The 19,950-nt window shown below is 59.3% G+C and carries 16 protein-coding genes and 2 pseudogenes; 8 read left to right on the forward strand and 10 right to left on the reverse strand.

Annotated features, from left to right (window positions below; translation table 11 throughout):
* Window positions 1–148 precede the first annotated feature (148 nt).
* Window positions 149–805 carry a TerC family protein gene (locus BQ8794_RS23970; protein WP_077381109.1) on the reverse strand — a complete coding sequence of 219 codons (657 nt, stop codon included), beginning with the start codon at window positions 803–805 and terminating at the stop codon, window positions 149–151.
* Between the two features lie 396 nt (window positions 806–1,201).
* On the opposite strand from BQ8794_RS23970, the gene BQ8794_RS23975 reads away from it, so the two are divergent.
* Window positions 1,202–2,311, forward strand: a complete 1,110-nt coding sequence (locus tag BQ8794_RS23975) for a calcium:cation antiporter (protein WP_077381110.1) — start codon at window positions 1,202–1,204, stop codon at window positions 2,309–2,311.
* 234 nt (window positions 2,312–2,545) lie between these two features.
* Here BQ8794_RS23975 and BQ8794_RS23980 read toward each other — a convergent pair.
* A pseudogene (locus BQ8794_RS23980) lies at window positions 2,546–3,002 on the reverse strand (NUDIX hydrolase).
* 93 nt (window positions 3,003–3,095) lie between these two features.
* Window positions 3,096–4,262 carry a glycosyltransferase family 4 protein gene (locus BQ8794_RS23985; RefSeq protein WP_077381650.1) on the reverse strand — a complete coding sequence of 389 codons (1,167 nt, stop codon included), beginning with the start codon at window positions 4,260–4,262 and terminating at the stop codon, window positions 3,096–3,098.
* A gap of 271 nt (window positions 4,263–4,533) precedes the next feature.
* Between BQ8794_RS23985 and BQ8794_RS23990 the strand changes: the two genes are divergently transcribed.
* Window positions 4,534–6,114 (forward strand): DUF4214 domain-containing protein, encoded by a 1,581-nt coding sequence (locus BQ8794_RS23990; RefSeq protein WP_244555080.1) that lies wholly within the window; start codon window positions 4,534–4,536, stop codon window positions 6,112–6,114.
* A gap of 51 nt (window positions 6,115–6,165) precedes the next feature.
* Here the strand turns inward: BQ8794_RS23990 and BQ8794_RS23995 are convergent, their stop codons facing one another.
* The 5 genes from BQ8794_RS23995 to BQ8794_RS24010 all read right to left on the reverse strand — a co-directional run bounded on the left by BQ8794_RS23995 (window position 6,166) and on the right by BQ8794_RS24010 (window position 11,309).
* Window positions 6,166–8,250: an oxidoreductase gene (locus tag BQ8794_RS23995; RefSeq protein ID WP_244555081.1), complete on the reverse strand. Its 2,085-nt coding sequence runs from the start codon at window positions 8,248–8,250 to the stop codon at window positions 6,166–6,168.
* Between the two features lie 159 nt (window positions 8,251–8,409).
* Window positions 8,410–9,174 carry an FkbM family methyltransferase gene (locus BQ8794_RS24000; protein WP_077381653.1) on the reverse strand — a complete coding sequence of 255 codons (765 nt, stop codon included), beginning with the start codon at window positions 9,172–9,174 and terminating at the stop codon, window positions 8,410–8,412.
* A gap of 155 nt (window positions 9,175–9,329) precedes the next feature.
* Window positions 9,330–9,782, reverse strand: coding sequence for an FG-GAP repeat domain-containing protein (locus tag BQ8794_RS36705; RefSeq protein WP_244555082.1), 453 nt, complete (start codon window positions 9,780–9,782; stop codon window positions 9,330–9,332).
* A 185-nt stretch (window positions 9,783–9,967) separates the two neighbouring features.
* Complete coding sequence (locus BQ8794_RS36710; RefSeq protein ID WP_244555083.1) at window positions 9,968–10,258, reverse strand: hypothetical protein; 291 nt, start codon at window positions 10,256–10,258, stop codon at window positions 9,968–9,970.
* A gap of 220 nt (window positions 10,259–10,478) precedes the next feature.
* Window positions 10,479–11,309: a PIG-L deacetylase family protein gene (locus BQ8794_RS24010; protein ID WP_077381111.1), complete on the reverse strand. Its 831-nt coding sequence runs from the start codon at window positions 11,307–11,309 to the stop codon at window positions 10,479–10,481.
* Between the two features lie 89 nt (window positions 11,310–11,398).
* Here BQ8794_RS24010 and rfbF point away from each other — a divergent pair, with 89 nt between their 5' ends.
* The 5 genes and pseudogenes from rfbF to BQ8794_RS24035 all read left to right on the forward strand — a co-directional run bounded on the left by rfbF (window position 11,399) and on the right by BQ8794_RS24035 (window position 15,169).
* Complete coding sequence (rfbF, locus tag BQ8794_RS24015) at window positions 11,399–12,238, forward strand: glucose-1-phosphate cytidylyltransferase (RefSeq protein ID WP_077381112.1); 840 nt, start codon at window positions 11,399–11,401, stop codon at window positions 12,236–12,238.
* Window positions 12,174–13,217: an NAD-dependent epimerase/dehydratase family protein gene (locus BQ8794_RS24020; protein ID WP_077381113.1), complete on the forward strand. Its 1,044-nt coding sequence runs from the start codon at window positions 12,174–12,176 to the stop codon at window positions 13,215–13,217. Before rfbF ends, BQ8794_RS24020 begins: the two co-directional genes overlap by 65 nt.
* A 28-nt stretch (window positions 13,218–13,245) precedes the next feature.
* Complete coding sequence (locus tag BQ8794_RS24025) at window positions 13,246–13,419, forward strand: hypothetical protein (RefSeq protein WP_143744661.1); 174 nt, start codon at window positions 13,246–13,248, stop codon at window positions 13,417–13,419.
* 281 nt (window positions 13,420–13,700) lie between these two features.
* Window positions 13,701–13,946 (forward strand): annotated as a pseudogene (locus tag BQ8794_RS24030) (IS630 family transposase); the annotation flags it as partial.
* Window positions 13,947–14,113: 167 nt separating this feature from the next.
* Window positions 14,114–15,169, forward strand: a complete 1,056-nt coding sequence (locus BQ8794_RS24035) for an acyltransferase family protein (RefSeq protein ID WP_077381115.1) — start codon at window positions 14,114–14,116, stop codon at window positions 15,167–15,169.
* Between the two features lie 805 nt (window positions 15,170–15,974).
* On the opposite strand, the gene BQ8794_RS24045 is transcribed toward BQ8794_RS24035, so the two are convergent.
* Together BQ8794_RS24045 and BQ8794_RS24050 are read right to left on the reverse strand one after the other, a co-directional pair.
* The gene (locus BQ8794_RS24045) at window positions 15,975–17,264 is read right to left on the reverse strand and encodes a glycosyltransferase family 4 protein (protein ID WP_077381116.1); all 1,290 of its coding nucleotides are present in this window, start codon (window positions 17,262–17,264) and stop codon (window positions 15,975–15,977) included.
* 23 nt (window positions 17,265–17,287) lie between these two features.
* On the reverse strand, window positions 17,288–18,250 hold the full coding sequence (locus BQ8794_RS24050) for an NAD-dependent epimerase/dehydratase family protein (RefSeq protein WP_027153593.1): 963 nt from the start codon (window positions 18,248–18,250) through the stop codon (window positions 17,288–17,290).
* 325 nt (window positions 18,251–18,575) lie between these two features.
* Between BQ8794_RS24050 and BQ8794_RS24055 the strand changes: the two genes are divergently transcribed.
* Window positions 18,576–19,916 (forward strand): nucleotide sugar dehydrogenase, encoded by a 1,341-nt coding sequence (locus tag BQ8794_RS24055; protein ID WP_077381117.1) that lies wholly within the window; start codon window positions 18,576–18,578, stop codon window positions 19,914–19,916.
* Window positions 19,917–19,950: the final 34 nt, after the last annotated feature.

Raw genomic sequence — 19,950 nt, forward strand, 5'->3', positions numbered from 1 at the left:
CTTTTCACCGCCCTACCGCCTAAAGCGCGTCGCCGCTGCGCACCCTCGGGTCAGGCCCTGGGTCAGGCCCGAGGGCATTCGCGCGACATGCATTAGGGGCAGACACCGGCCGGAACGACGTCGTTCCGGCCGGCCCATCTTTTTCGACTCACGCGCCCGGGACGTGAGGCAGAAGTTCAAGCGCACCTCGGTAGATCATGTCGCCAGCTACGTAGAGGATGACCACCAGCCCGACATAGGCGATCCAGCGATGCTTCTGAAGCAGATTGGCAATGAGGTTTGCAGCGATGCCCATCAGCGCGACGGAGAGGACAAGGCCGAAGATCAGCACATTCGGATGTTCGCGCGCAGCACCGGCTACCGCCAGAACATTATCGAGTGACATGGAGACGTCGGCGATGATGATCTGCCAGGTTGCCTGGGCCAGGGTCTTGCGCGGAGCCTTGCCAGCTACGATGCCATCGTAGTCGACGTCACTTTCCGAAAGCGCTTCGATCGCCTGTGTTTCCTGCGCATGGTTTTGCCGGAGTTCGCGCCACATCTTCCAGCATACCCACAGCAGCAATAGACCGCCGGCGAACAGCAGCCCGACGATCTGCAGGAGTTGCGTTGTCGCGGCCGCAAAGCCGATGCGCAGAACGGCCGCTGCGATTATGCCAACGACGATTGCGTTTCTGCGCTGCTCTTTGGGTAGTCCGGCCGCGGCAAGGCCGATAACGATGGCATTGTCGCCGGCCAGCACCAGGTCGATCATGATGACCTGCAAGAGAGCGGTCATTGCTTCGGGACTGAAAAATTCTGTCATACGGCACCCTTGCGTTCAGCTAGGGGTGACGCGGCTTGCGAGCATACCGTAGAGCAACGCGGACACCGCGTATGACAAGAGAAATGCCGCTACAGCTGAAGAAAACTCAAAGCCAGGCCACCCGGATTGGAATTCCAGTCCGACATCGCAATCCTGATGGACTGCCAGAGGGGCCCGGCCTGGTAGCTCCTAGCTATTGCCCTAAGCGCAAAAACTCAAGGCTTAATTGTGATCCGCATATGCGGCATCGAGCTCGGCAAGTTTGGTTAAGCCAGGTCGACCGGCCACGCGGCCATTGAACGGGCCGGCAGCCGCAAGTAGACTGATACAGTGGGTTTCGGTCAATTTCTCTAATACCCGATCTGCGACCGTCGATCGCGATGAAGGAATTCCGTCTTGGCTGCTCATCGGCGACCGATCGGCCAATATCTGTTCCCAATCGGCTCCTTGGGCCTGGCCGCACTCATTCATTTCAGCGCCGCGTCGATCGAGCATTCGCCGCTCTCGGTCAAAATCCTGGCGTTGATCGTCGTCGCTATCTTCATCTTCGCGACAGTGTTTGTGGTTTTGCATCATGCAGAAGCCGTCGCACTGCGGCTCGGTGAACCATATGGCACGCTGCTGTTGACATTTTCGGTGACGGCCATCGAAGCATCGGTCATCGTTTCGATGATGCTGCACGGCGAGAACAACCCGACGCTGGCACGCGAATCCGTGTTTTCGACGGTCATGATCGTATGCGCTGGCGTCGTCGGGGTCTGCCTCACCCTGGGTGGGCTGAAGCATCGATATCAGGACATCAAACGACAGGGCACCAACGCCTCGCTTGCCGTCATTATGGCGCTGACGGTTCTTGCGCTGATCCTTCCAAACTACACTCATGCAACAAGCCCCGGTACGTTCTCCGCATCGCAGCTCGCTTTCGTGAGCGTTCTTTCAATTCTCCTCTATGGTGCCTTCGTCTTTGCCCAGATGGTGCGCCATCGGGGCGATTTTATCGAAGATCTGACGTCCAGCGCGGAACATGAGGCGCATGTGTCTGAGGGCGGGAAAGTGACCACCAGCGTGCTCCTTTTATTTGTCGGACTGGCAGGGATCGTTCTTCTGACCGAGCAGGTGGCCGGCAGCATCGAGAATGGGCTCGAGTTTCTTCAAGTTACCCAGGCGGACGCAATCGTGGGCTTCTTCGTCGCTGCGCTGGTGCTTATGCCGGAGGCGGTGTCGGCGGTTCGGGCAGCGCTCAATAACGAGCTTCAGCGAGGGCTGAATGTCGCCCTCGGCTCCGCCTGCGCCACAATCGGCTTGACAATCCCGGCAATCGGTGCGGCGAGCCTGCTCACCGGGCGAAGCCTCACTCTTGGTCTGGGTCCGGGGGATACCGTGCTTCTCCTCCTCGCGCTTGCCATCAGCATCGTGAGCTTTGGGACGGGCCGAACAACGATGCTGACGGGGCTCGTTCATCTCGTCGTATTCGTCGCCTATCTGTTCCTTATCTTCGTGCCGTAGGATGATCACCCGCCGTTTTCAGCCATCGCTGCGCTGACTCGATTCATGGGCGCTAAGCGCGTCGCATTTGAACGGATTCATGCGACGCGCTTTAAGTTCCTTGTTTTTATGCATGTCGTTGTCGCAAAACCGCACCCTCGGTTCAAGCCCGAGGGCATGCTTGTGCGCGGCATGCATTAGGCGTAGCGATCAACACGACCAGTTGAAGTTGTCAGTCGGCCATTGACTCTACACTTAGACTGACACCACAAGCCGGTCGAGAAAAGGCCGCTGGCCGACAAGCAACTTTTCCCGGGCCATTTCGAGGCCGAACCACCCTGCGCGATCGATCTCTGGAAATGTCTGCATGTGACCGCTGCGCGGCGGCCATTCCATCTCGAAGATGTTGCTGCGCAAGGTGCCGGCATCGAAATCGCCTTCGACGCCGAAGGCCGTAATAAGCTTGCCGCCGCGCTGGCGCAGCGCTCCCAGCGGAAGCAGCGCTCCCGAGAGCTCCCAGCCGGTTTTCCTCCACAAATTCGCGACGCGCCGCAGCTTCCGGCGGTTCGTCATCACCATACTCGCCCTTTGCAATCGACCATGCGCCAAGATCGCGGCTTTGCCAGAACGGCCCACCCGGATGGACAAGCAGCACCTGCAGTTCGTTGGTCGATCTGCGGTAAGGCAGGATGCCCGCACTTCTTTTCGCCATCGCCTCATGCCTCGCCATCCAGCCTATCATCGCAGGCAGGCTGAACGGGAGTGATGCGCCTGAATGGCAGATGCCGTTAGGCTCGAGATTATCTCAAATGATACTGGCCGCCGCCGCAAGTCGCTCATTCGGATCGCATTCGACTTCCCTAAGCGGTGGTGGCGGCACTTCTGGAAGTCCATCCACGCTGGCCATCAGCTCCAGATAGCGCTGAGCCGACGCGGCCCACTGAAATTGCGCCGCCCTTGCGCGACCGCGTGCGATCAAGCTGGTTCTGAGGCCTTCTTCGTGGACCAGGCGCATGAAACAATCAAACCATGCATTCTCATCGCAAGGTGATGCGTACAAAACCGCATCGCCGCCGATTTCGGGCAGGCTGGCACGGTCCGACATGACCACCGGACATCCCAGTGTCATGGCTTCGAGGGGCGGCAGTCCGAAACCCTCGACCAGGGAGGGGAACGCGAGGCATAGGCAATCGCGCAGAAGCGCGCCGAGTTCCGCGTCCGACCTTCTTCCCAGCCAAATGACGTTCGGCGACTTCTGGTCGCCGCTGCTGGCGAAAACGCGGGACGTCGACGCGCCCACGACAACAATCTGCAGCCCCGCCGCGGCAAGTCGGTCGTGCATGCCGATGATCAAGCCGACATTTTTGTGCGGGATGGAACTGCCAAGCACGACGATCGTACCAGGGCCGGCCACTGCCAGTGTTTGTTCAGAGTGGCAAGGAGCCCATCGCAACGCATGTTCATGCCCATTGCCTACAATTTCGACCTTTGCCGCCGGGCACACGCCATAGCGCGCCAGTTCACCCGCAGAGTATTTCGACACCGTCGTAATCTTAAGCGTGGCCCGGCCCAAGGCAGGAACCAAGGTCCGGTAGAGAAGCCGAAATGGCAATGAATAGCTCTGCGGGCATGCCCGTGTATTGACGTCGTGAATGCACAGCACCTGCCGACGAATCGTCAGAGGGCCGGTATTGCAGAGGCTAAGCAGCCCGCCGCGAAGATAGGCCGGAAGCACAGCCTGTTCCCATAAATGCCCGCCAAAGCTGCCGACAGTGCGGACACGGATCGCCGCCAGGGGCAATTTATCAAGCGCCCCCGGCGGGACCAGCAACTCGACCGTCAGATCCCGTGTCAAGGCAGCCTGGCCCACGATCAAGGCGTCCAGCGCTGAAACGATCTCGCGTGCGTAGCGCTGAACTCCGGTGGTCGGCTGCGCGAGAAACCGGCCGTTGATTGTCCAATGTCGTGTCATCACAGGGTTTTTGGTCACCAGCGCCATGCCTCAGTTGCACGACTTTGGACGACCAGGACAGCTGGGTCATCCTGGCCTTTGGGACGTACCCGGTTGTTTGCTTCAGAGGCTTCCCGGCAGCTCTCATCCGAATGGCGAGGCCAATCATCGGCGTTTACGCCGAATGTGTGCGGTTCTGCGTGGCGCGGTTTTGATAGACTGCGTCAGGCAGTGCGGCAGATCTCGATCGTCGTGCTCGGAGGGATGTCAGGCGAGTTGAGCGAATGGAGTGATGCCGCATGATGTCCGGCGCAAAACAGGCAAGTTCGCGCTGATGCAGCGGCCGACCAATCCATCGCAACCAGGTTCCGTTGGACGGGCCGCCGCCGCGACCAGACGCCTATGGACAACCCTGGCATGCCTGCTGGGCATGACAGCTTCGGGCGCAGCGGATCTGCTCTGGGGGGTGAATGGCCATCCCTTCAACGCCTATCCCGGGATATCGATCGAACAGCAACTCGACTATGTCAGCGACCTCGGCATGAAGTCGTATCGCGTCAACGTTTCCAGCGCCGATAGCGCCACCAAACTTGCCGAACTGGTCAAGGCGGGCAAGGAGCGCGGAGTCCAGATCCTGCCGGTAATCATCCCCGAGCTGGACCTAGACAATGGGACCGTCGATGACCTCTATGCGCAGGCCTACGATCTCGCGTCGACACTGGTATCCCGTTTCAAGGACGACATCCGCGTTTGGGAGCTTGGCAACGAGATGGAGAATTACGCCATCCTGATGCCCTGCGAGATGCAGGACAGCGGAATACAATACAACTGCTCCTGGGGCCCTGCCGGCGGCACCGAGACGTCCGACTATTTCAGTCCACGCTGGGCGAAGGTAAGCGCAGTGCTGCGCGGCCTGTCGGATGCAACCATCGCAGTGGATCCGACCATAAGAAAAGCAATGGGAACGGCCGGCTGGGGTCACCGCGCAGCGTTCACCCGCATGCTGCAGGACGGCATCAGATGGGATATATCGGTCTGGCATCTTTACGAGGGCGATCCCGAGGAAGCATTCAAGTTCCTGGCCACTCTCGGTCGTCCAATCTGGCTAACCGAATTCAACTACGCCGGGGGCAGCCAACGAGGGGAAAAGCAGCAGGCGGACGGTCTGGTCCAGACGATGACGCTATTGCGCCGATATCAATCTCGATATGGATTGGAAGCTGCCCATATCTACGAACTGCTCGACGAGCCGTACTGGGCGCCAAGCTACGAGGCCTTTATGGGCCTCGTGCGCCTGAAGAAGCGCGGCGAAGGGCTATGGGCGCCGAGCGGGCGAAAGCCGGCATACGATGCCGTAAAAAAGACCATTGCGAACGGCAATGCAGGCTCGAGTTCGTCGACGGTCGCGAGGGAGAGCTTGCCGCCTGCGGACCAGACGTCGGGACCCCGCGTTCCCAGCATCGGTGCATCTCACCCCTGTTCGCTTGATGCGTTCGACAAGTCTGTCGTCAACCACGCCAACCAGATTGCATATGCTTACTGCCTAATCTTGCGTCGCATGCCATCTCCGGCCGAACAGTGGCGCGCGGTCGTCGCGATGAAGAAGGATCCATCTATCTTTCCGACACTGACGAAGATGTTGCTTTCGGTCGAATTCAGGACTGACAATCAGCCGGTTGGGCTTGGAAATGCGCAATTTGTGACCCTTCTCTATCGGACGTTGCTGGGACGGGAGCCAGACGGCCATGGGCTTTCTACTTACGTGTCGAGACTGGACAGCGACGAGGCGAGTGGAGAACAGATCGTGGCGGAATTCATCCATTCGTATGAGTTTCGCTCCAGACACACGGTTCTGTTTGCCAACGAGCCTTAGCTGGCGGTCCAATGATTTTTTTCGGCCGACAAAGCGAAATCGCTCTTTCGCTCAGCGCCGGGCCCTGAACGACGTGAACACCGAGCCCGTGTCATCTCCCCACTCCCAGTTGACCGCGAGTCCGACCCGCAAAATTTGAAGGGCGGCATCGTCGGGATAGATATCGGTGAGGCTTCGCTGCATCACCAGTTCGTCGTCGATCAAGATTGCAAACCGATTTCCGTCGAACGCAACGCGCATGCGAAAAGGTTTTCCCCAAACGACCTTGTCCGCCACATTTGTCCAAACCGCGTCATAAAGTTCCTCAAAGCCGAGCCGCTTGATGAACACCGAAATCGATGCACCCTGGTAGACGTCGTCGAGCCAAGTCGTGACACAAACGTAGTTGTCGCTGTCTTGCCAGAAGAGCAGTCCTGCCCGGCTGCGCTGATCTTGTCCTCGGCGCTCCCCGGGAGGCTCGATTGTGGCCTCGAGGTCGGCGAATCCCGGTAGGTCCCATGGCAGCGAATAGAATGTTCGACCCGGGTTCGGTCTGTCCACGCTCGCGCGCACACGGGCGCAGCCCAGCCCGTCGACGTCGATGACCCCGGTGCCCAGTGTTCTCGCCCATTGCCCGCCGCCCAGCTCCGGCGTGCGGCGATCCAGTTCGCCGGCGGTACCGTTAAAACCGTCGGCATAGGACAGGGTTGCTCCGAGTTGGTTCCAAGGTGCCCCCAGAGGCGCCATCAATGGGATGGGAACTTCGCAAGGATGAGCCTCGAAATTATGCCAGCGCGGCTCGCTATCGAAGCTCTTCCATATACCTACTCCTGTAGCGTTCTCAACTGAATCGGCATTGGCAGACGCTTCGAAAAGGCGAACCCCGTCAAGAAAGCAGCTCACCTGACCATTCCAGTCAAGAATCTGGACCGAATGGGTAGAACACATGCGCAAAGCGTGTTCCGTACCGGTCGCGATCGTAATCTCCTTGCCCGATTGCTTGCGCACCAGGGTCCATCCGAGCGTCGACAGTTTCAGCACCCAGAAATTGTCGTTGTCCCGAAACCGACAGACAAGACCACACACATCCGAGACGGCGCCAATTGCCAGCAGCCCGTGGATCAATCCTGAAGGGCGACCAGGATCGACGACGGATAGGTTATCGCCAGCGTCCTGCGAAAAATGCCACCGCCCCCCGATTGCAGCGATTTGCCCCGGCCAGCCTTCGACGAGTGCATCGGCAGCGTGGGCGGTGCCAAACAGCGTCGAAAATTGAGGTATCCGCCCGACTTGAACCGCTTGGACGCGTGTGTCGACCCGAAACCCGATCTGGCCAAGTGCCGCCTGATGAACACCCGCAAACAGCTTTTCGTCCTTGTTGAAAGGATCGATCGCGATCGGACGCATCATCGGAAAAGCGGCAAGACCGTGAGCTTTTTGGTCGGCGGCCGCATAATAGACAGCGCCCTGCTCTCGCAACGCCACGACATAATAGATATGAACGTTCTTTAGGCGCCGAAACGCACTCAGGCATTGCTTTCCTACACGAGCCCACAGCTCGCCGTTTTCGCCTTCTGCGGCATGCACAACAAAGCCGCAGCCCTCTTCCACGGGATTAATCGGCGACTCACTGGGGAACCAACCGACAGCCAGGTTCTCGTCGATGTTAGTTCCCCGGTAGGTCCTGGAGGTGCTAAGCGTCCACCACCAAAAACGGCGAAGGGTGAGCCTCTTTCGTGGCGCACGCATCAGGGCAACCAGACGGCCGGGCCATGGGTCAATGCCGGGTCCTCGCAGCCAACGGTAGAGCCGCCTGGCGAGGTCTTCAGGCAATGGCGATCCCTGCGATGTGTTGTGGCCGTTGGTGATCGAGACCAATAGCACCAGACCAGCCTCTCGCTGAAAGGGACCATAGGAGATCCCTTGCCGGCCCCAGCCTGGCCTGACGAGCGGTTGGAAACGAAGTGCGCCGTGATCGATCGCGATCTGACGTTCGATGTCGCATCCTCGCCTGACACCTCCCTTGACTGCCAAGGTGCCGATTACCGCACCGCGGGCGCGTTCATCCTGAAAATCGTCTGCGACAAGAACCTCCGGCCGGGCAACGCCGGACCCAGCCTCTTCAGCAGTTTCTGCCCAGTCATGGCGGTGCAACAACTAAGACCCTCCTCACGTCATCATGGGCTGCGCGAGAATCGTACGAGATTCTTCAAGGCATCGACGCGTCGCTGCCCCGGGCAGAAGTCGCGCACCGCCTCGCTTATCCCGTTTGATCACGCTTGCTGTCCTTGCATGAGATTCCCTGCCATGGCGCAACTAAGATAGTTCGTAAGCGCTCATGGGCTGCGCGAAGACGTGTCCTACCTGCCATTCCCAATTCTCATAGGAGGCTGGCAGCGGTTTCAACGCGTAGCCGGCAGCAGTCAGGAGTTCCGCGATTTTTCGGGCCTTGCGGTCGAGCCCCTCGCGCGTTGCATCGTCGACCTCATAAATCACCTTCGGACGGTGTCGCCGCAGCGTTTCCGTCATACCGCCCAGGACATCGATTTCGGCGCCTTCCACGTCGATCTTGACCAGCGAGGGCGGCCTGAGGCCTCGCTGGCCGATGGCATCGTCGATGGCGACTATGCTGACTTCCAGGCGGCCACTCATATCAGGCGGTGCTCCCGACGAGGCAAGCGCGGCGCCGCCGATATGGTCGGCCAGGAGAAGCTGGCCACGGCCGGTTGTCGCGCCCGCGGCTTCGGCGAACACCCGTACCGTGTCGAACCCGCTGAGCCGCGCACTTTCCGCGGCAGCTTCGGCGTTGCGGGGAACTGGTTCGAACGCATAGACTTGACCGCGCGGCCCGACGCGGCGCGCGGCGATGAGGCTGAAGAAACCGATATTCGCGCCGATGTCGAAAAAGACGTCCCCCGGCGCCAGGTTCGCCGCGATCGCCTGCTGGATAGGCGGCTCGTACGTGCCGCGAACAAAGTTCGGGTCGGCGCCCCGCGCCATAAGCTTGAGACCGGCAGCCTCTCCCTTGGCTATGACGCGCGCGTCGCCGAACACGCCGAGGACCTTTGCCGTCAATCTCACGCGCTCTTCCCCATTCTGCAACGCCTCGCGACGCGGGCCAGCCGTGCCGCTCGCCGCGAAGGTGACAGATTGCGCGCCCGGGATCGAGCCCGACAACGGTTGGCCGGCTCCTACCTCCTCCGGCTGATCGCTACTCCGATTGTGGCACCCATATCTCATCTTGGGGGTACCTGCCCGGCCTCCCGGTCCGATGGAACGGTGGCATCGTTGCGCAAGCCACGGATCGTCTGGGGAGCATCCCACCCGATCGAGACGATCTCACGGTCGCCGTCGCCGTCGAGGTCGACCGTGCGGGCGCCGAGATGGCTCTCGACGCCCTCGCCAACCAACTGCTCGATCAACCGCCCGCCGCCGAGATTGCGCCAAAGCGAAAGGCGCAGGGCGCCGCGGTGCTCGCCCATGATGGGATCCGGTCGGTCATCGTCATTCATATCGGCCACCGAAAGACTGTTGAGCGAGCCGCGCGAGGTGATTTCCTGCTGCTCCCAGTTCTGCCTGATGTCGCCGGGGTTGCGCCACCAATAGGCCTTTGCGTGGTCGGCCCGCCCGTTTTCTTCACTCACGCCGATGTCGGTTCGTCCGTCGCCGTCCAGATCGGCGACCGCCACGCGGTCCGGATAGACCATGTTGGGGACATTGGCGACGTCGCGGCGCTGCCGGTCGGCAGAGCCATCCCCGGATTACCACGCGATCTCCTTTGCGTTGCCGGTAGTGGCCGCAAGGTCAAGCAGGATGTCGCCGTCGATATAGGCGAACGCGATCCCCTCGTCAGAGGCCTCAGGGCAAATGCGGGTTAGCGGCCCCGCCGCCGTGTCGTCGGGGATGGGAAAGTAGAACACTCCGACACCGCTTGCGACCGCAAGCTCGGCCGGCCGCCTTCGACGATCTGCGACGGTGCATGGCCCTGAGCCCCGATTTCGCGGCTGGCGGCGGGAACCTCGCCGATCGCATGTTCCTCAAAGCCCCGCGCTGACGCCTGCTGCGCCTGAAGCCACGCCAGGTTCAGTGTCTCGCCCCCGCTGCGCCGGGCGATCACTTCCGCGCGTCCGTCGTCGTCAACTTCGATTGTAGCGATCGCATCCATTCCCTCGCCGAGCCGGATCTGTTCCCATTCACCTTGCCAAGGACCGGTCGGCCGGCGATACCGAACGGACCCGAGGCTCTGTCTTGGATGGAGCGGCGGCGCATCCAAAATGGGCCGCAAGTAAAGTCGCAAAGGGATCGAAGCCGCACCGCAGCTTTGGTCGAACCCCGAAGAGGTCATGGCCGCCCCGCCGACTTCCTCCCGAGACGCTTCAGGCCGCCTACGTTCGCGCATTAAGCTCGTATCGCGTGAACATCTCGTGCTCGCTCAGCAGCCGGTTCAGCAAATCGCCCCCACCTACATCCGCCAGGATAGGCCAGTCGTCGAGTCCCGCCGGCCGCTCCATCTGGGACCGGTGAGCTGCCAGCGCGTGACGTTTTACATCTATCACGTCGCCGATAAAAGCGTGGGAGTTGAACATCTTAACGCTGCGCAAGCCGGCAAGGGTCCGGACCGTTTGCCGCAATGCGGTGCGGTTGAATCCAAGCACTCGATCGTGCAGACGGACCCAGGGCCACTGATACCAGTACCAGACGGGATATTCGAACACGGTCACGCGCCGGCCATACAGTTGCAGCGCGCCTCGGGCGCCAAGATTGGTGGCAACATGGTCCGCGGGCGGCTCTTTTGCATGGGTGACGAACACGCTCTGCGGTTGCCAAACGAAAAGCAACTCAGCGATCGCCTCTGCGATCCTGCCGGTATGATGCTTTGCCATGCCGTCGGGAACACGCAGGAATCTCACCCGATCGGCCGACCCGCCCAACCGGCAAACCGCCTCGATCGCTTCGCCCTCGCGGGCGATCCGCAGCGCCTCCCTGTCAATCCAATTTGCATGGGATGCCGAGCCGTCGGTGACGAAAATAAACCGGACATCGGCGCCCGAGCTAAATTTCTTGCTGGCGACCCCTCCACATCCCAGCGTTTCATCATCGGGATGCGGTGCAATGATGACCGCCGACGCCTGCCAGTCTGCTACGTCGAAAGGATGAGACCGGTTACGCATCGCTCTATCGAGCATAGCGCCAATCGTATGCCTGACGTCATGCATCGATGGTTCCGATCATCCCTTCTTCGGTGTGGTTCAACCCGACCTGCGCATGGTAGCAAAACACTGTAGGCGATTGGGGTGAGAAAACAATGAAGGTAGGAATTCTTGCTGGCGGACTGGGAACGCGGCTAGCCGAAGAAACCGAGATCCGGCCGAAACCAATGGTCGAAATCGGAGCAAAGCCGATCCTTTGGCATATCATGATGCATTATTATGCCTATGGACACCGCGAATTCGCCGTCGCGTTGGGATACAAGGGCGAATACATCAAACGCTGGTTCAGCGACTATGTCGCATTCGATGGCAGCTTGACTGTCAATGCTGCATCGGGAAGCGTCAAGCGCCACTCGAACTCGCTGCCTGACTGGTCCGTCGATCTTGTGGAGACGGGACTGAATACACTGACGGGCGGCCGCATAAAACGCCTGATCGACTGGATGGGCGACGAGACATTCATGCTCACCTGGGGCGATGGGGTTTCGGACGTCAACCTTGATAAACTGATCGCCTTTCACAAATCGCATGGCAAGCTTGCAACGATGACGGCGGTGCGTCCGCCAGCACGCTACGGGCACATCGAATTCGACGGCCATCGCGTTGTCGACTTCACGGAAAAGCCACAGGCCTCAGAGGGTTGGATCAATGGCGCCTTCTTCGTGCTCGAGCCGGGCATAAAGGACTATATCGACGGCGACGATGTCATGTTCGAACACGCGCCAATGCAGCGGCTCGCGACTGACGGCCAACTGATGGCATATCGCCACGAATCCTTCTGGCAATGCATGGACACCATCCGCGAAAAGCATCTCCTTCAGAAATTGTGGGACAGCGGGCAAGCGCCCTGGAAAACATGGGAATTGATCGATGAAAGTTCTGGTTACAGGCCACCTCGGCTACATCGGTTCCGTCCTGACTCCGATGCTGCTTGAACGCGGCCATGACGTCACGGGCCTGGACAGCGACATCTTCCGATCATGCACTTTCGTAGGAACGTTGGCCGACGTGCCGACGGTCGAGAAAGACATCCGCGACATCGAAACCGATGACGTCGCCGGCTTCGATGCGATCATCCATCTCGCCGGACTGTCAAACGATCCGTTGGGGGACTACCGACCCCTGCTTACCGAGGAAATCAACTGCGGCGCTTCGGTCAGGCTTGCGCAGCTCGCCAAGGCCGCCGGCGTCCAGCGGTTCCTGTATGCCTCCTCCTGCAGCAATTACGGCGCGGCCGGCGACAGCTTTCTAACTGAAGATGCTCCCTTCAACCCGGTCACGCCTTACGGCGCCTCGAAGGCAAATGTCGAGCGAGCGGTCGCGCCGATGGCGGATCGATCGTTCAGCCCGACATTCCTGCGTGCTTCCACTGCCTACGGCCTGTCGCCTCGCATCCGCTTCGATCTCGTGGTCAACAACCTGACCGCCTGGGCCTACACGACCGGCCTGGTCTACCTCAAGAGCGACGGCTCGCCATGGCGTCCGATCGTCCATGTGGAGGACATTGCGCGGGCCTATATCGCCGTGCTCGAAGCCGAGCGAGAGCTGGTCCACAACGAGGCATTCAATGTCGGCTTGACCACGGAAAACTATCAGATTCGGGATATCGCGGAGTTGGTGCAGACGATCGTTCCCGACAGCCGGGTGAAGTTCGCGCCCGACGCCGGGCCAGACAAACGGTGCTATCGCGTCGACTGCAACTATATTGGTCGCCGCCTGCACGGGTTTAAGCCGCAATGGACAGCACGGCGCGGTGTCGAACAGCTCTACCACACATTTCGCGCCACAGGCCTTGCACTTGGGGATTTCGAGGGGGAGCGATTCAAGCGCATCGCCCATGTGCAGAAGCTGATCCAGGATGGCGAACTGGATACCGATCTGCGCCGCACACCGCAGTTAGCGGTAGCGGTTTGAGCAAACACAGCCGGGAGCCATGGCCAGGATGATTGCTGGTGCAGCCTCTGTTGCGGAGCAGGTTTGCCGCTCCTGCGGCGGAAGTCACATCGACACTTTCCTGAAGCTCGGCACGACGCCGCTTGCCGATCGGCTTTCCCTGAAGGTCGACGACGGCGAGGAAGAGCCTGTCTTTCCGCTCAGTGTGGTCGTGGTCGAGTAGCTCAGCCATTCGGCTTTCGCCCTCGGAGATCCGGGCGTGCGGCATTCCCGCACCCGGCTCTTCCCGACCCGCGCGCCGTCCGGGTCTCGAACTCCGACCAGCCATACGCCGGCTTTCGCCGGTTTTCTGGATGCGTCGCGCAAAATCCGGTCGCCGCGTCGCGTTACCATTCCGAGGCCACCGCCTCGCCACCCGCAATGTGTTGCGAATTGATCCTTTGTCGGAACGGAAAGAAGTCTTGCAGTCGTCTGCGTCAGATGGCAGCGAAGATGCTGCGCCGCAGCGTCCATTTCACCCCAACATCCTGCTCTTGGCTCAACGCCGTCGAGGGCTTCTTCGTCAAACCCACCCGGCGCAGGCTCAAGCACGGCGTCTTCCATTTCGTTGTCGATCTTCAGGCCGCCATCAACCGCTTCATCCGCGAATACAATGCCGAGAACCCGCGAACATTCATCTGGAAAGCCAACCCCGATGACATCATCGCCGCCCGAAACCGCAGGTTCCAAACGTTGGAATCAATCCGCTAGGTCGTGAGGCACGTACCTTCGAAAGGATGAATTCGGCTCTCAAAGGACGAACTTACAATGCCCATCGGCGGTCTCTAAGCTCACTTTGACGCGCTCTGCCCAAAAACGGGTCTCCTTGCTGAGATCGCAATGCCCAACGCAAGAGATCACTTCTCGAAGGCTATCAAATGAGTGATTTCGACTTACGAAGGCCCAACGCTCTAAGCTTCTTCCGGCTATTCTTTGCGTCGCTTGTTATTATATCCCACTCGCCGGAACTTATAGATGGGAACTCGAATCGTGAGGTGCTGAAGAACATCTTCGGCACGTTGACCTCCGGCCAGGTAGCTGTTTACGGCTTTTTCTTCATTAGTGGCTTCCTCGTGCTCGACAGCGCGATGCGAAGCAGCATCTATGCCTTTGTGTCCAGACGTGTACTTCGTATAGTTCCGGGATTTGTTGTGGCATACTTGATCAGCATTACTCTGGTATTTTGGCTGGGAGGTGGTGACTTTGATGAACTATCTCCGAGCCAGTGGGCGGCTAAGCTTTCCAAAATGGCGCTCTTGCTGAATCCGGCGCAGGTAGGATCGGCGTTTGCCGGGTCCCATGCACCAGATGTTAATGGATCACTATGGACTATTGCATACGAGTTTCGCTGTTATGTGCTTGTGGCAATTGTGGTATTCTGTCTCGGTCGCGCCACGCTTATCTTTTCGATCATGTCAATGTCACTGGCCATAATCCTCGTTAGTTCCATTTCGCAAGGTGTCTACTTTCGCTACGACCTTGGAAACTTTGAGCCCATCGGTAACGTGGACGATGCCGTACGTTTTACGATGATATTTTCCATTGGGGCGTTGTTTCAGCTGCTCAAGGAGAACGTGAGGAGGAGCAATCGGGTAGCGCTTTTGTGCTGTATCCTTCTCATAGGCGGGATGTGCTCGGAACGGCTAGCGCCCCTCGCAGTGGGCGTGTTTGGAGGTTATCTGGTCCTGTATTTGGCGTTTCTAAACGAGAACAGCGTCTTAAATTCGATTAACCGAAGGAATGATATATCGTACGGCGTGTATCTCTACGCATGGCCGATTCAGAAGCTACTGATCATGTATGTTCCGGCAATCACGCCTACGCAGCTAACGATCTTGACCTTGCCTATAGCAGTCTGCGCGGGCTTTCTCAGCTGGCATCTTGTTGAGAAACGCGCGATCCATATGCGGCTGCCGATCCTCCGCACTGCATAGTTCGGCAGTCGTTGGGCCGGTGCCCATGTTTGAAGACGACCTCGGTCGAAGGCGACGGCTCCGCCCGTCGGATAGACGCGGTTTCTCGCCGGACCGCCATCACATGCTCGACGTGCCAGTTCCCATTGGCGTAGGAGGCGGGCAGAATGGTTACCCATCGTCCATCGATGCCATAAACGACGCGATCGTCCCGGACCTTCCGCTGAAGCCCCTCGCGCCTGGCGTCGTCGAGTTCATAGATCAGATCACCTGTGGGCGGTGCGCACTTAGGACCGACCGCTTCGGCGAACACGCAGATGGTGTCGAACCTGTTGGGCCGAGCGCTCTGCTCAATCGCGGCAGCGCTTTGCGCACCGGTTCAAATGCATGGACGCGCCCTGCCGCCCCCCACGCGGGCGCGCCGCAATCGATGTCGTAGAATACGTCACCTGCGTTCAGGTTCGATGCAAGTAGCTGCTGGACCGGCGGCTCGTAGGCGCCCCGCGCAAAATCTGGGTCGCCGCCTCTCGTTACGATCCTGAGGCCACCCGCCTCGCCACCAGCAATTGCGTTGCGATTTGGAGAACAGATTGCGGAGCGTTACAGCCAGGTTCACTCGGCCTCTCTCCGCCCTTTGGGCTGGGTGCCCCTGACGCCCGTTAGGGAAGAGAACGGCGGGCCTGACGGGCCTATTTCAATCCGACATGGGTTGGCCGTAGACCGATACTCTCACTGGGTTGAGCGCTACACTGAGGGTCGCCGCATGAGCATCACATCGGCCTACAAGCTGCGAGGCTACTTGGCGATCGCCGCCCACCGCTAAGGCTCAATGGCTCACGATCTTTGTGGAAACATGGACCCGCGTGCCTGGGCGCAGTTTCTGATAGACGGACTTGAGCCGTTCTGCGCGCGCCTCCCACGAATACAGCTTGACGGCACGCTTGCGCCCTTCGCTTCCCATTTCGCTTGCCCGGACCGTATCCTCCAGCATCGTGATCAATGCCTGGGCGAGCTCGCCAGGAGCATCGACTTCGACCAGCATCCCGGTGCTGCCAGCTAGAATGGATTCACACATCCCGCCCACGCGCGTTCCCACCACCGGTATCCCGCAGGCCATGCCCTCCACGACCGATATTCCGAAGCTCTCGCTGAGTGACGGATTCACCACGATGTCGGCCTCATGGTACGTCGCTACGAGGTCCTTGTGGGGCACGTTGCCCACGAAGTGAACTCGATCACGTAACCCGTGGCTCTCGATGAGTTCCTCTAAGTGTTCCCGATATTTGCAATTGCCCCAGCGATCGTAGAAACGGCTCAACGCGGTAACCCGCGGATCCGACGAGAGGCTGGTCACGAAGTCCACCGGAAGCGGCGAATGCGGCCCTGCGATCCGAAGTTCCACGTCCGCGAACCTGGCCGCAACCTCACTGAAGGCCTCGATCAGTGTGTGAAGCCCCTTCTCTGGCGACACCCGCCCAACGAACAGGATGACACGTCGGGTTCTGGTGGATGCGGAAGCCCGCTGCTCGCTCGGCCGAAAGTAAGAAACGTCCACGCCATTACCGACAGTGGCAACGACGCCAGGGTAGTCCGGGAATGCAGAACGAAAGGTGCTTGCGATGTGGTCGCTGACGGCGACCACCGCATCCACCACCTTGAGCTGACGGGCCACCTGATCGCGGTCACGCTGTGACAGCCACTCACACTGCATCTCAAGCACGAGCCGATGAGATGAGCTGGCTGCCTTCAGTTCCCGGCACCATGCCCAGTAATTCATCAAATGGACGATATCTGGTTGATCGACGGCGAGGTAGCGACGAACCTTGTTACGATATTGCGAGTGGTCATCGGCCTTCCGATCCAGCCGCAGCCAGCGCGCCAGGCGCGGAAACTGGTGGATGATCCGCTGCAGCGCGCGGTCACGCCGCGCCGCAGCCCGCCGCACCGCGAACGGCAGGTCCGCGGGCACCGTGTCGTCTCGATAATGCTTGCCATAGAGCGTAATCTGCAGGCCTTCGCCGAGCCGCAGCGCCGTATTGTAGACGATCAGACCGATTGAGTTTTGAACAGGCGGAAAGAGTCTATCGTACGGCTGACCGACGTATACGAGCTTCATGTCACTCCCCACCGTCAGCTCGTTCAGGCGACTCTTCTAAGTGCAGGGCGGTCTTCCGGTCGGGAGAGGTGGTCGGCGAGGCGGCGAATGCCCTCTTCGAGCGGCACCAGGGGACGGTTCAATATAGCCTTCATCTTGTTCGTGTCAGGACAGCGGCGCGTCATGTCGCCCTCCGCAAGGGGCGGTCGGAATTCCAACTTCGATGACGAGCCCAGCACTTCGATGACGAACTCGGCCAGCTGTCGAATGCTCATTTCCACGTCGCTGCCCACGTTGATCACTTCGTTCTCGTGCGCGCGCGTTCGATGAACCGCGATGCAAGCGTCAACCGTGTCGTCGACATAGCAGAAGGTGCGGGTCTGCGAACCGTCCCCGTAAATCGTCAAGGGCTCGCCGCGCTGGGCGGCACGCACAAATCGCGGCAGAACGAAATCCTCGCTCTGACGTGGTCCGTAGGTGTTGAAGAAGCGAAAAATGGTAAATGGCAGTCCAAACTCACGCTGAAAAGTGCGCAGATAGACCTCTCCAAGATTCTTCACCACTGCATACGGCAGACGTGAGTTAAGCGGCGTGGTGCTCTCGTTTTGAGGAATCTCGAAAGGCTCGCCATATACCTCCGATGACGAAGCGAAGTAGACACGCTCGGCGCCGGTGTTCTTGCATAGCCTCAGCACGTTCTCGATACCGGTGATGTCGCGCAGCACGAGCAACGGATTTGCCAAAGTCCGCTGCACACCGACCACGGCTGCGAAGTGAAAGACGTGGGTGAAATGGAAGCGGTAGAACAACGATGAGATGTCGTCGAAATCGTTCGCATCCGCCTTTACTACGGTCAGATTGCCCGCGTCTATTTGTACCTTGTCTCGACTTCCGGTCGACAGGTTGTCAGCGACGACCACCTGGGTCTGAGGTAGCTTGACCAACGCGCGAGTGAGGGCACTGCCGATATTGCCCGCTCCACCAGTTACCAGGATCGATTGCGTCATATTCCCCACCTCGACCGAACAGTTTAATCGACTGACGCAGTGTGCGTCCCTTCGCCAAACGCGGCATCTTCGATCTCGCGAGCGAAGGTGGCTCCCAGATCCTTTAGGACGTCGTTTGAAAGTTAAATGTGGCAGCGCAAGGTTTATTTGACAACGTGGCTTGGGGTAAGCATTTCGGCTGTTCTCCCAATGGTGCAATCCATGCTATTTTCAGCTCCGGGGTTGGCTAAGCGCATACATTTTGCTGATTGCTGTGAACTGCTTCCCCGCGGTAATTGAGACGATCCTTTATTGTCGACATTGAAGCGAAAGTTGCCAGCATCTCATGCAAACTGCTCCAGACCTTCAGGAACTGGTTAACCGCATCCGAACGCGGGACTACACCATTGGCATCATGGGCCTCGGCTACGTTGGTTTGCCGCTCGCCATGATCTCGCTGGACGCGGGGTTCAAAGTCATCGGTTTCGACATCGACGCGTCTCGGGTTGCACTTCTTAACCGCGGAGAAACCGGCATAGATCATTTGCCTGGTGCTGCCATCAAAGTGGCTGTCGACAGCAAGCGGTTTCGCGCCACCAGCGATTTCGCCGACCTAAGCGAACCCGACGCGATCTTGATAGCGGTGCCAACGCCGCTTACCAAAAACCGGGAGCCGAACCTGTCGTTCGTCGAAAACAGCGCACGTGCGATCGCGGAGCGGCTGCGCCCTGGTCAACTTGTCGTTCTGGAGTCGACGACCTGGCCAGGAACGACGCGAGAGGTCGTGCAGCCGCTGCTCGAGGCGACGAATCTTTCTCTAGGAAAGGACTTTTTTCTCGCCTATTCGCCCGAACGGGTGGACCCAGGCAACGACGTACACACCACCGCCACAGTTGCAAAGGTGATAGGCGCCGACGACTCATCGTCCCTACAGGTTGCCAAGGAACTGTATGATCAGATCATCGTGCAAACCGTTCCCGTGGCCTCCACCGCAACGGCAGAGGCTGTGAAGCTGACCGAGAACATATTTCGCTCTGTGAACATTGCGTTGGTCAATGAGCTAAAGGTGATTTTTGACAGGATGGGCATCGACGTCTGGGAGGTGATCGAAGCCGCCAAGACCAAGCCGTTCGGATATATGGCGTTTTATCCTGGCCCCGGCCTCGGCGGGCACTGCATCCCGATCGACCCATTCTACCTGACCTGGAAGGCAAGAGAATACGAAGTAACAACACGCTTCATTGAGCTTGCCGGTGAAATCAACACGAACATGCCGCATTATGTGGTTGACCGCCTTGTAGAGGCCTTGGACCGGCGAGCCGGCCGCGGCCTGAGGGGTTCGCGGATCTTGGTGATCGGGATGTCCTACAAGAAAAACGTGGGTGACACACGAGAAAGCCCATCGTTGAAGCTGATCGACATCATGGAGCGACGCGGGGCAGTCGTTGATTACCACGACCCCTACGTACCGGAGATACCCGGAACAAGAGAGTACGCCACCCTGGCAGGTCGCCCCTCTGTGGATATCTGCGCTAGCAGTTTGGCATCGTATGATGCCGTTGTCATCTCGACAGATCATGATGCGATTGATTGGCAGAACATCACCAAGTACGCAAAGCTGGTGATCGATACGAGAAATGCTTGTGCGCGCAGTCAGTCACGCACCGACAACGTCGTAAAGGCGTGAGCGGCCCGACTTGCGCACTGGCTTGGTCAACCTG

The organism is Mesorhizobium prunaredense, from assembly GCF_900156895.1.
Taxonomy (GTDB): Bacteria; Pseudomonadota; Alphaproteobacteria; order Rhizobiales; family Rhizobiaceae; genus Mesorhizobium; species Mesorhizobium prunaredense.

What these genes read in the sequence shown, in the direction of transcription:
- BQ8794_RS23970 (WP_077381109.1), bottom strand. Translation starts at nt 805, where the DNA reads ATGACAGAATTTTTCAGTCCCGAAGCAATGACCGCTCTCTTGCAGGTC.
- BQ8794_RS23985 (WP_077381650.1), bottom strand. Translation starts at nt 4,262, where the DNA reads ATGACACGACATTGGACAATCAACGGCCGGTTTCTCGCGCAGCCGACC.
- BQ8794_RS23990 (WP_244555080.1), top strand. Translation starts at nt 4,534, where the DNA reads ATGCCGCATGATGTCCGGCGCAAAACAGGCAAGTTCGCGCTGATGCAG.
- BQ8794_RS36710 (WP_244555083.1), bottom strand. Translation starts at nt 10,258, where the DNA reads ATGGATGCGATCGCTACAATCGAAGTTGACGACGACGGACGCGCGGAA.
- BQ8794_RS24010 (WP_077381111.1), bottom strand. Translation starts at nt 11,309, where the DNA reads ATGCATGACGTCAGGCATACGATTGGCGCTATGCTCGATAGAGCGATG.
- rfbF (WP_077381112.1), top strand. Translation starts at nt 11,399, where the DNA reads ATGAAGGTAGGAATTCTTGCTGGCGGACTGGGAACGCGGCTAGCCGAA.
- BQ8794_RS24020 (WP_077381113.1), top strand. Translation starts at nt 12,174, where the DNA reads ATGAAAGTTCTGGTTACAGGCCACCTCGGCTACATCGGTTCCGTCCTG.
- BQ8794_RS24025 (WP_143744661.1), top strand. Translation starts at nt 13,246, where the DNA reads ATGATTGCTGGTGCAGCCTCTGTTGCGGAGCAGGTTTGCCGCTCCTGC.
- BQ8794_RS24035 (WP_077381115.1), top strand. Translation starts at nt 14,114, where the DNA reads ATGAGTGATTTCGACTTACGAAGGCCCAACGCTCTAAGCTTCTTCCGG.
- BQ8794_RS24045 (WP_077381116.1), bottom strand. Translation starts at nt 17,264, where the DNA reads ATGAAGCTCGTATACGTCGGTCAGCCGTACGATAGACTCTTTCCGCCT.
- BQ8794_RS24050 (WP_027153593.1), bottom strand. Translation starts at nt 18,250, where the DNA reads ATGACGCAATCGATCCTGGTAACTGGTGGAGCGGGCAATATCGGCAGT.
- BQ8794_RS24055 (WP_077381117.1), top strand. Translation starts at nt 18,576, where the DNA reads ATGCAAACTGCTCCAGACCTTCAGGAACTGGTTAACCGCATCCGAACG.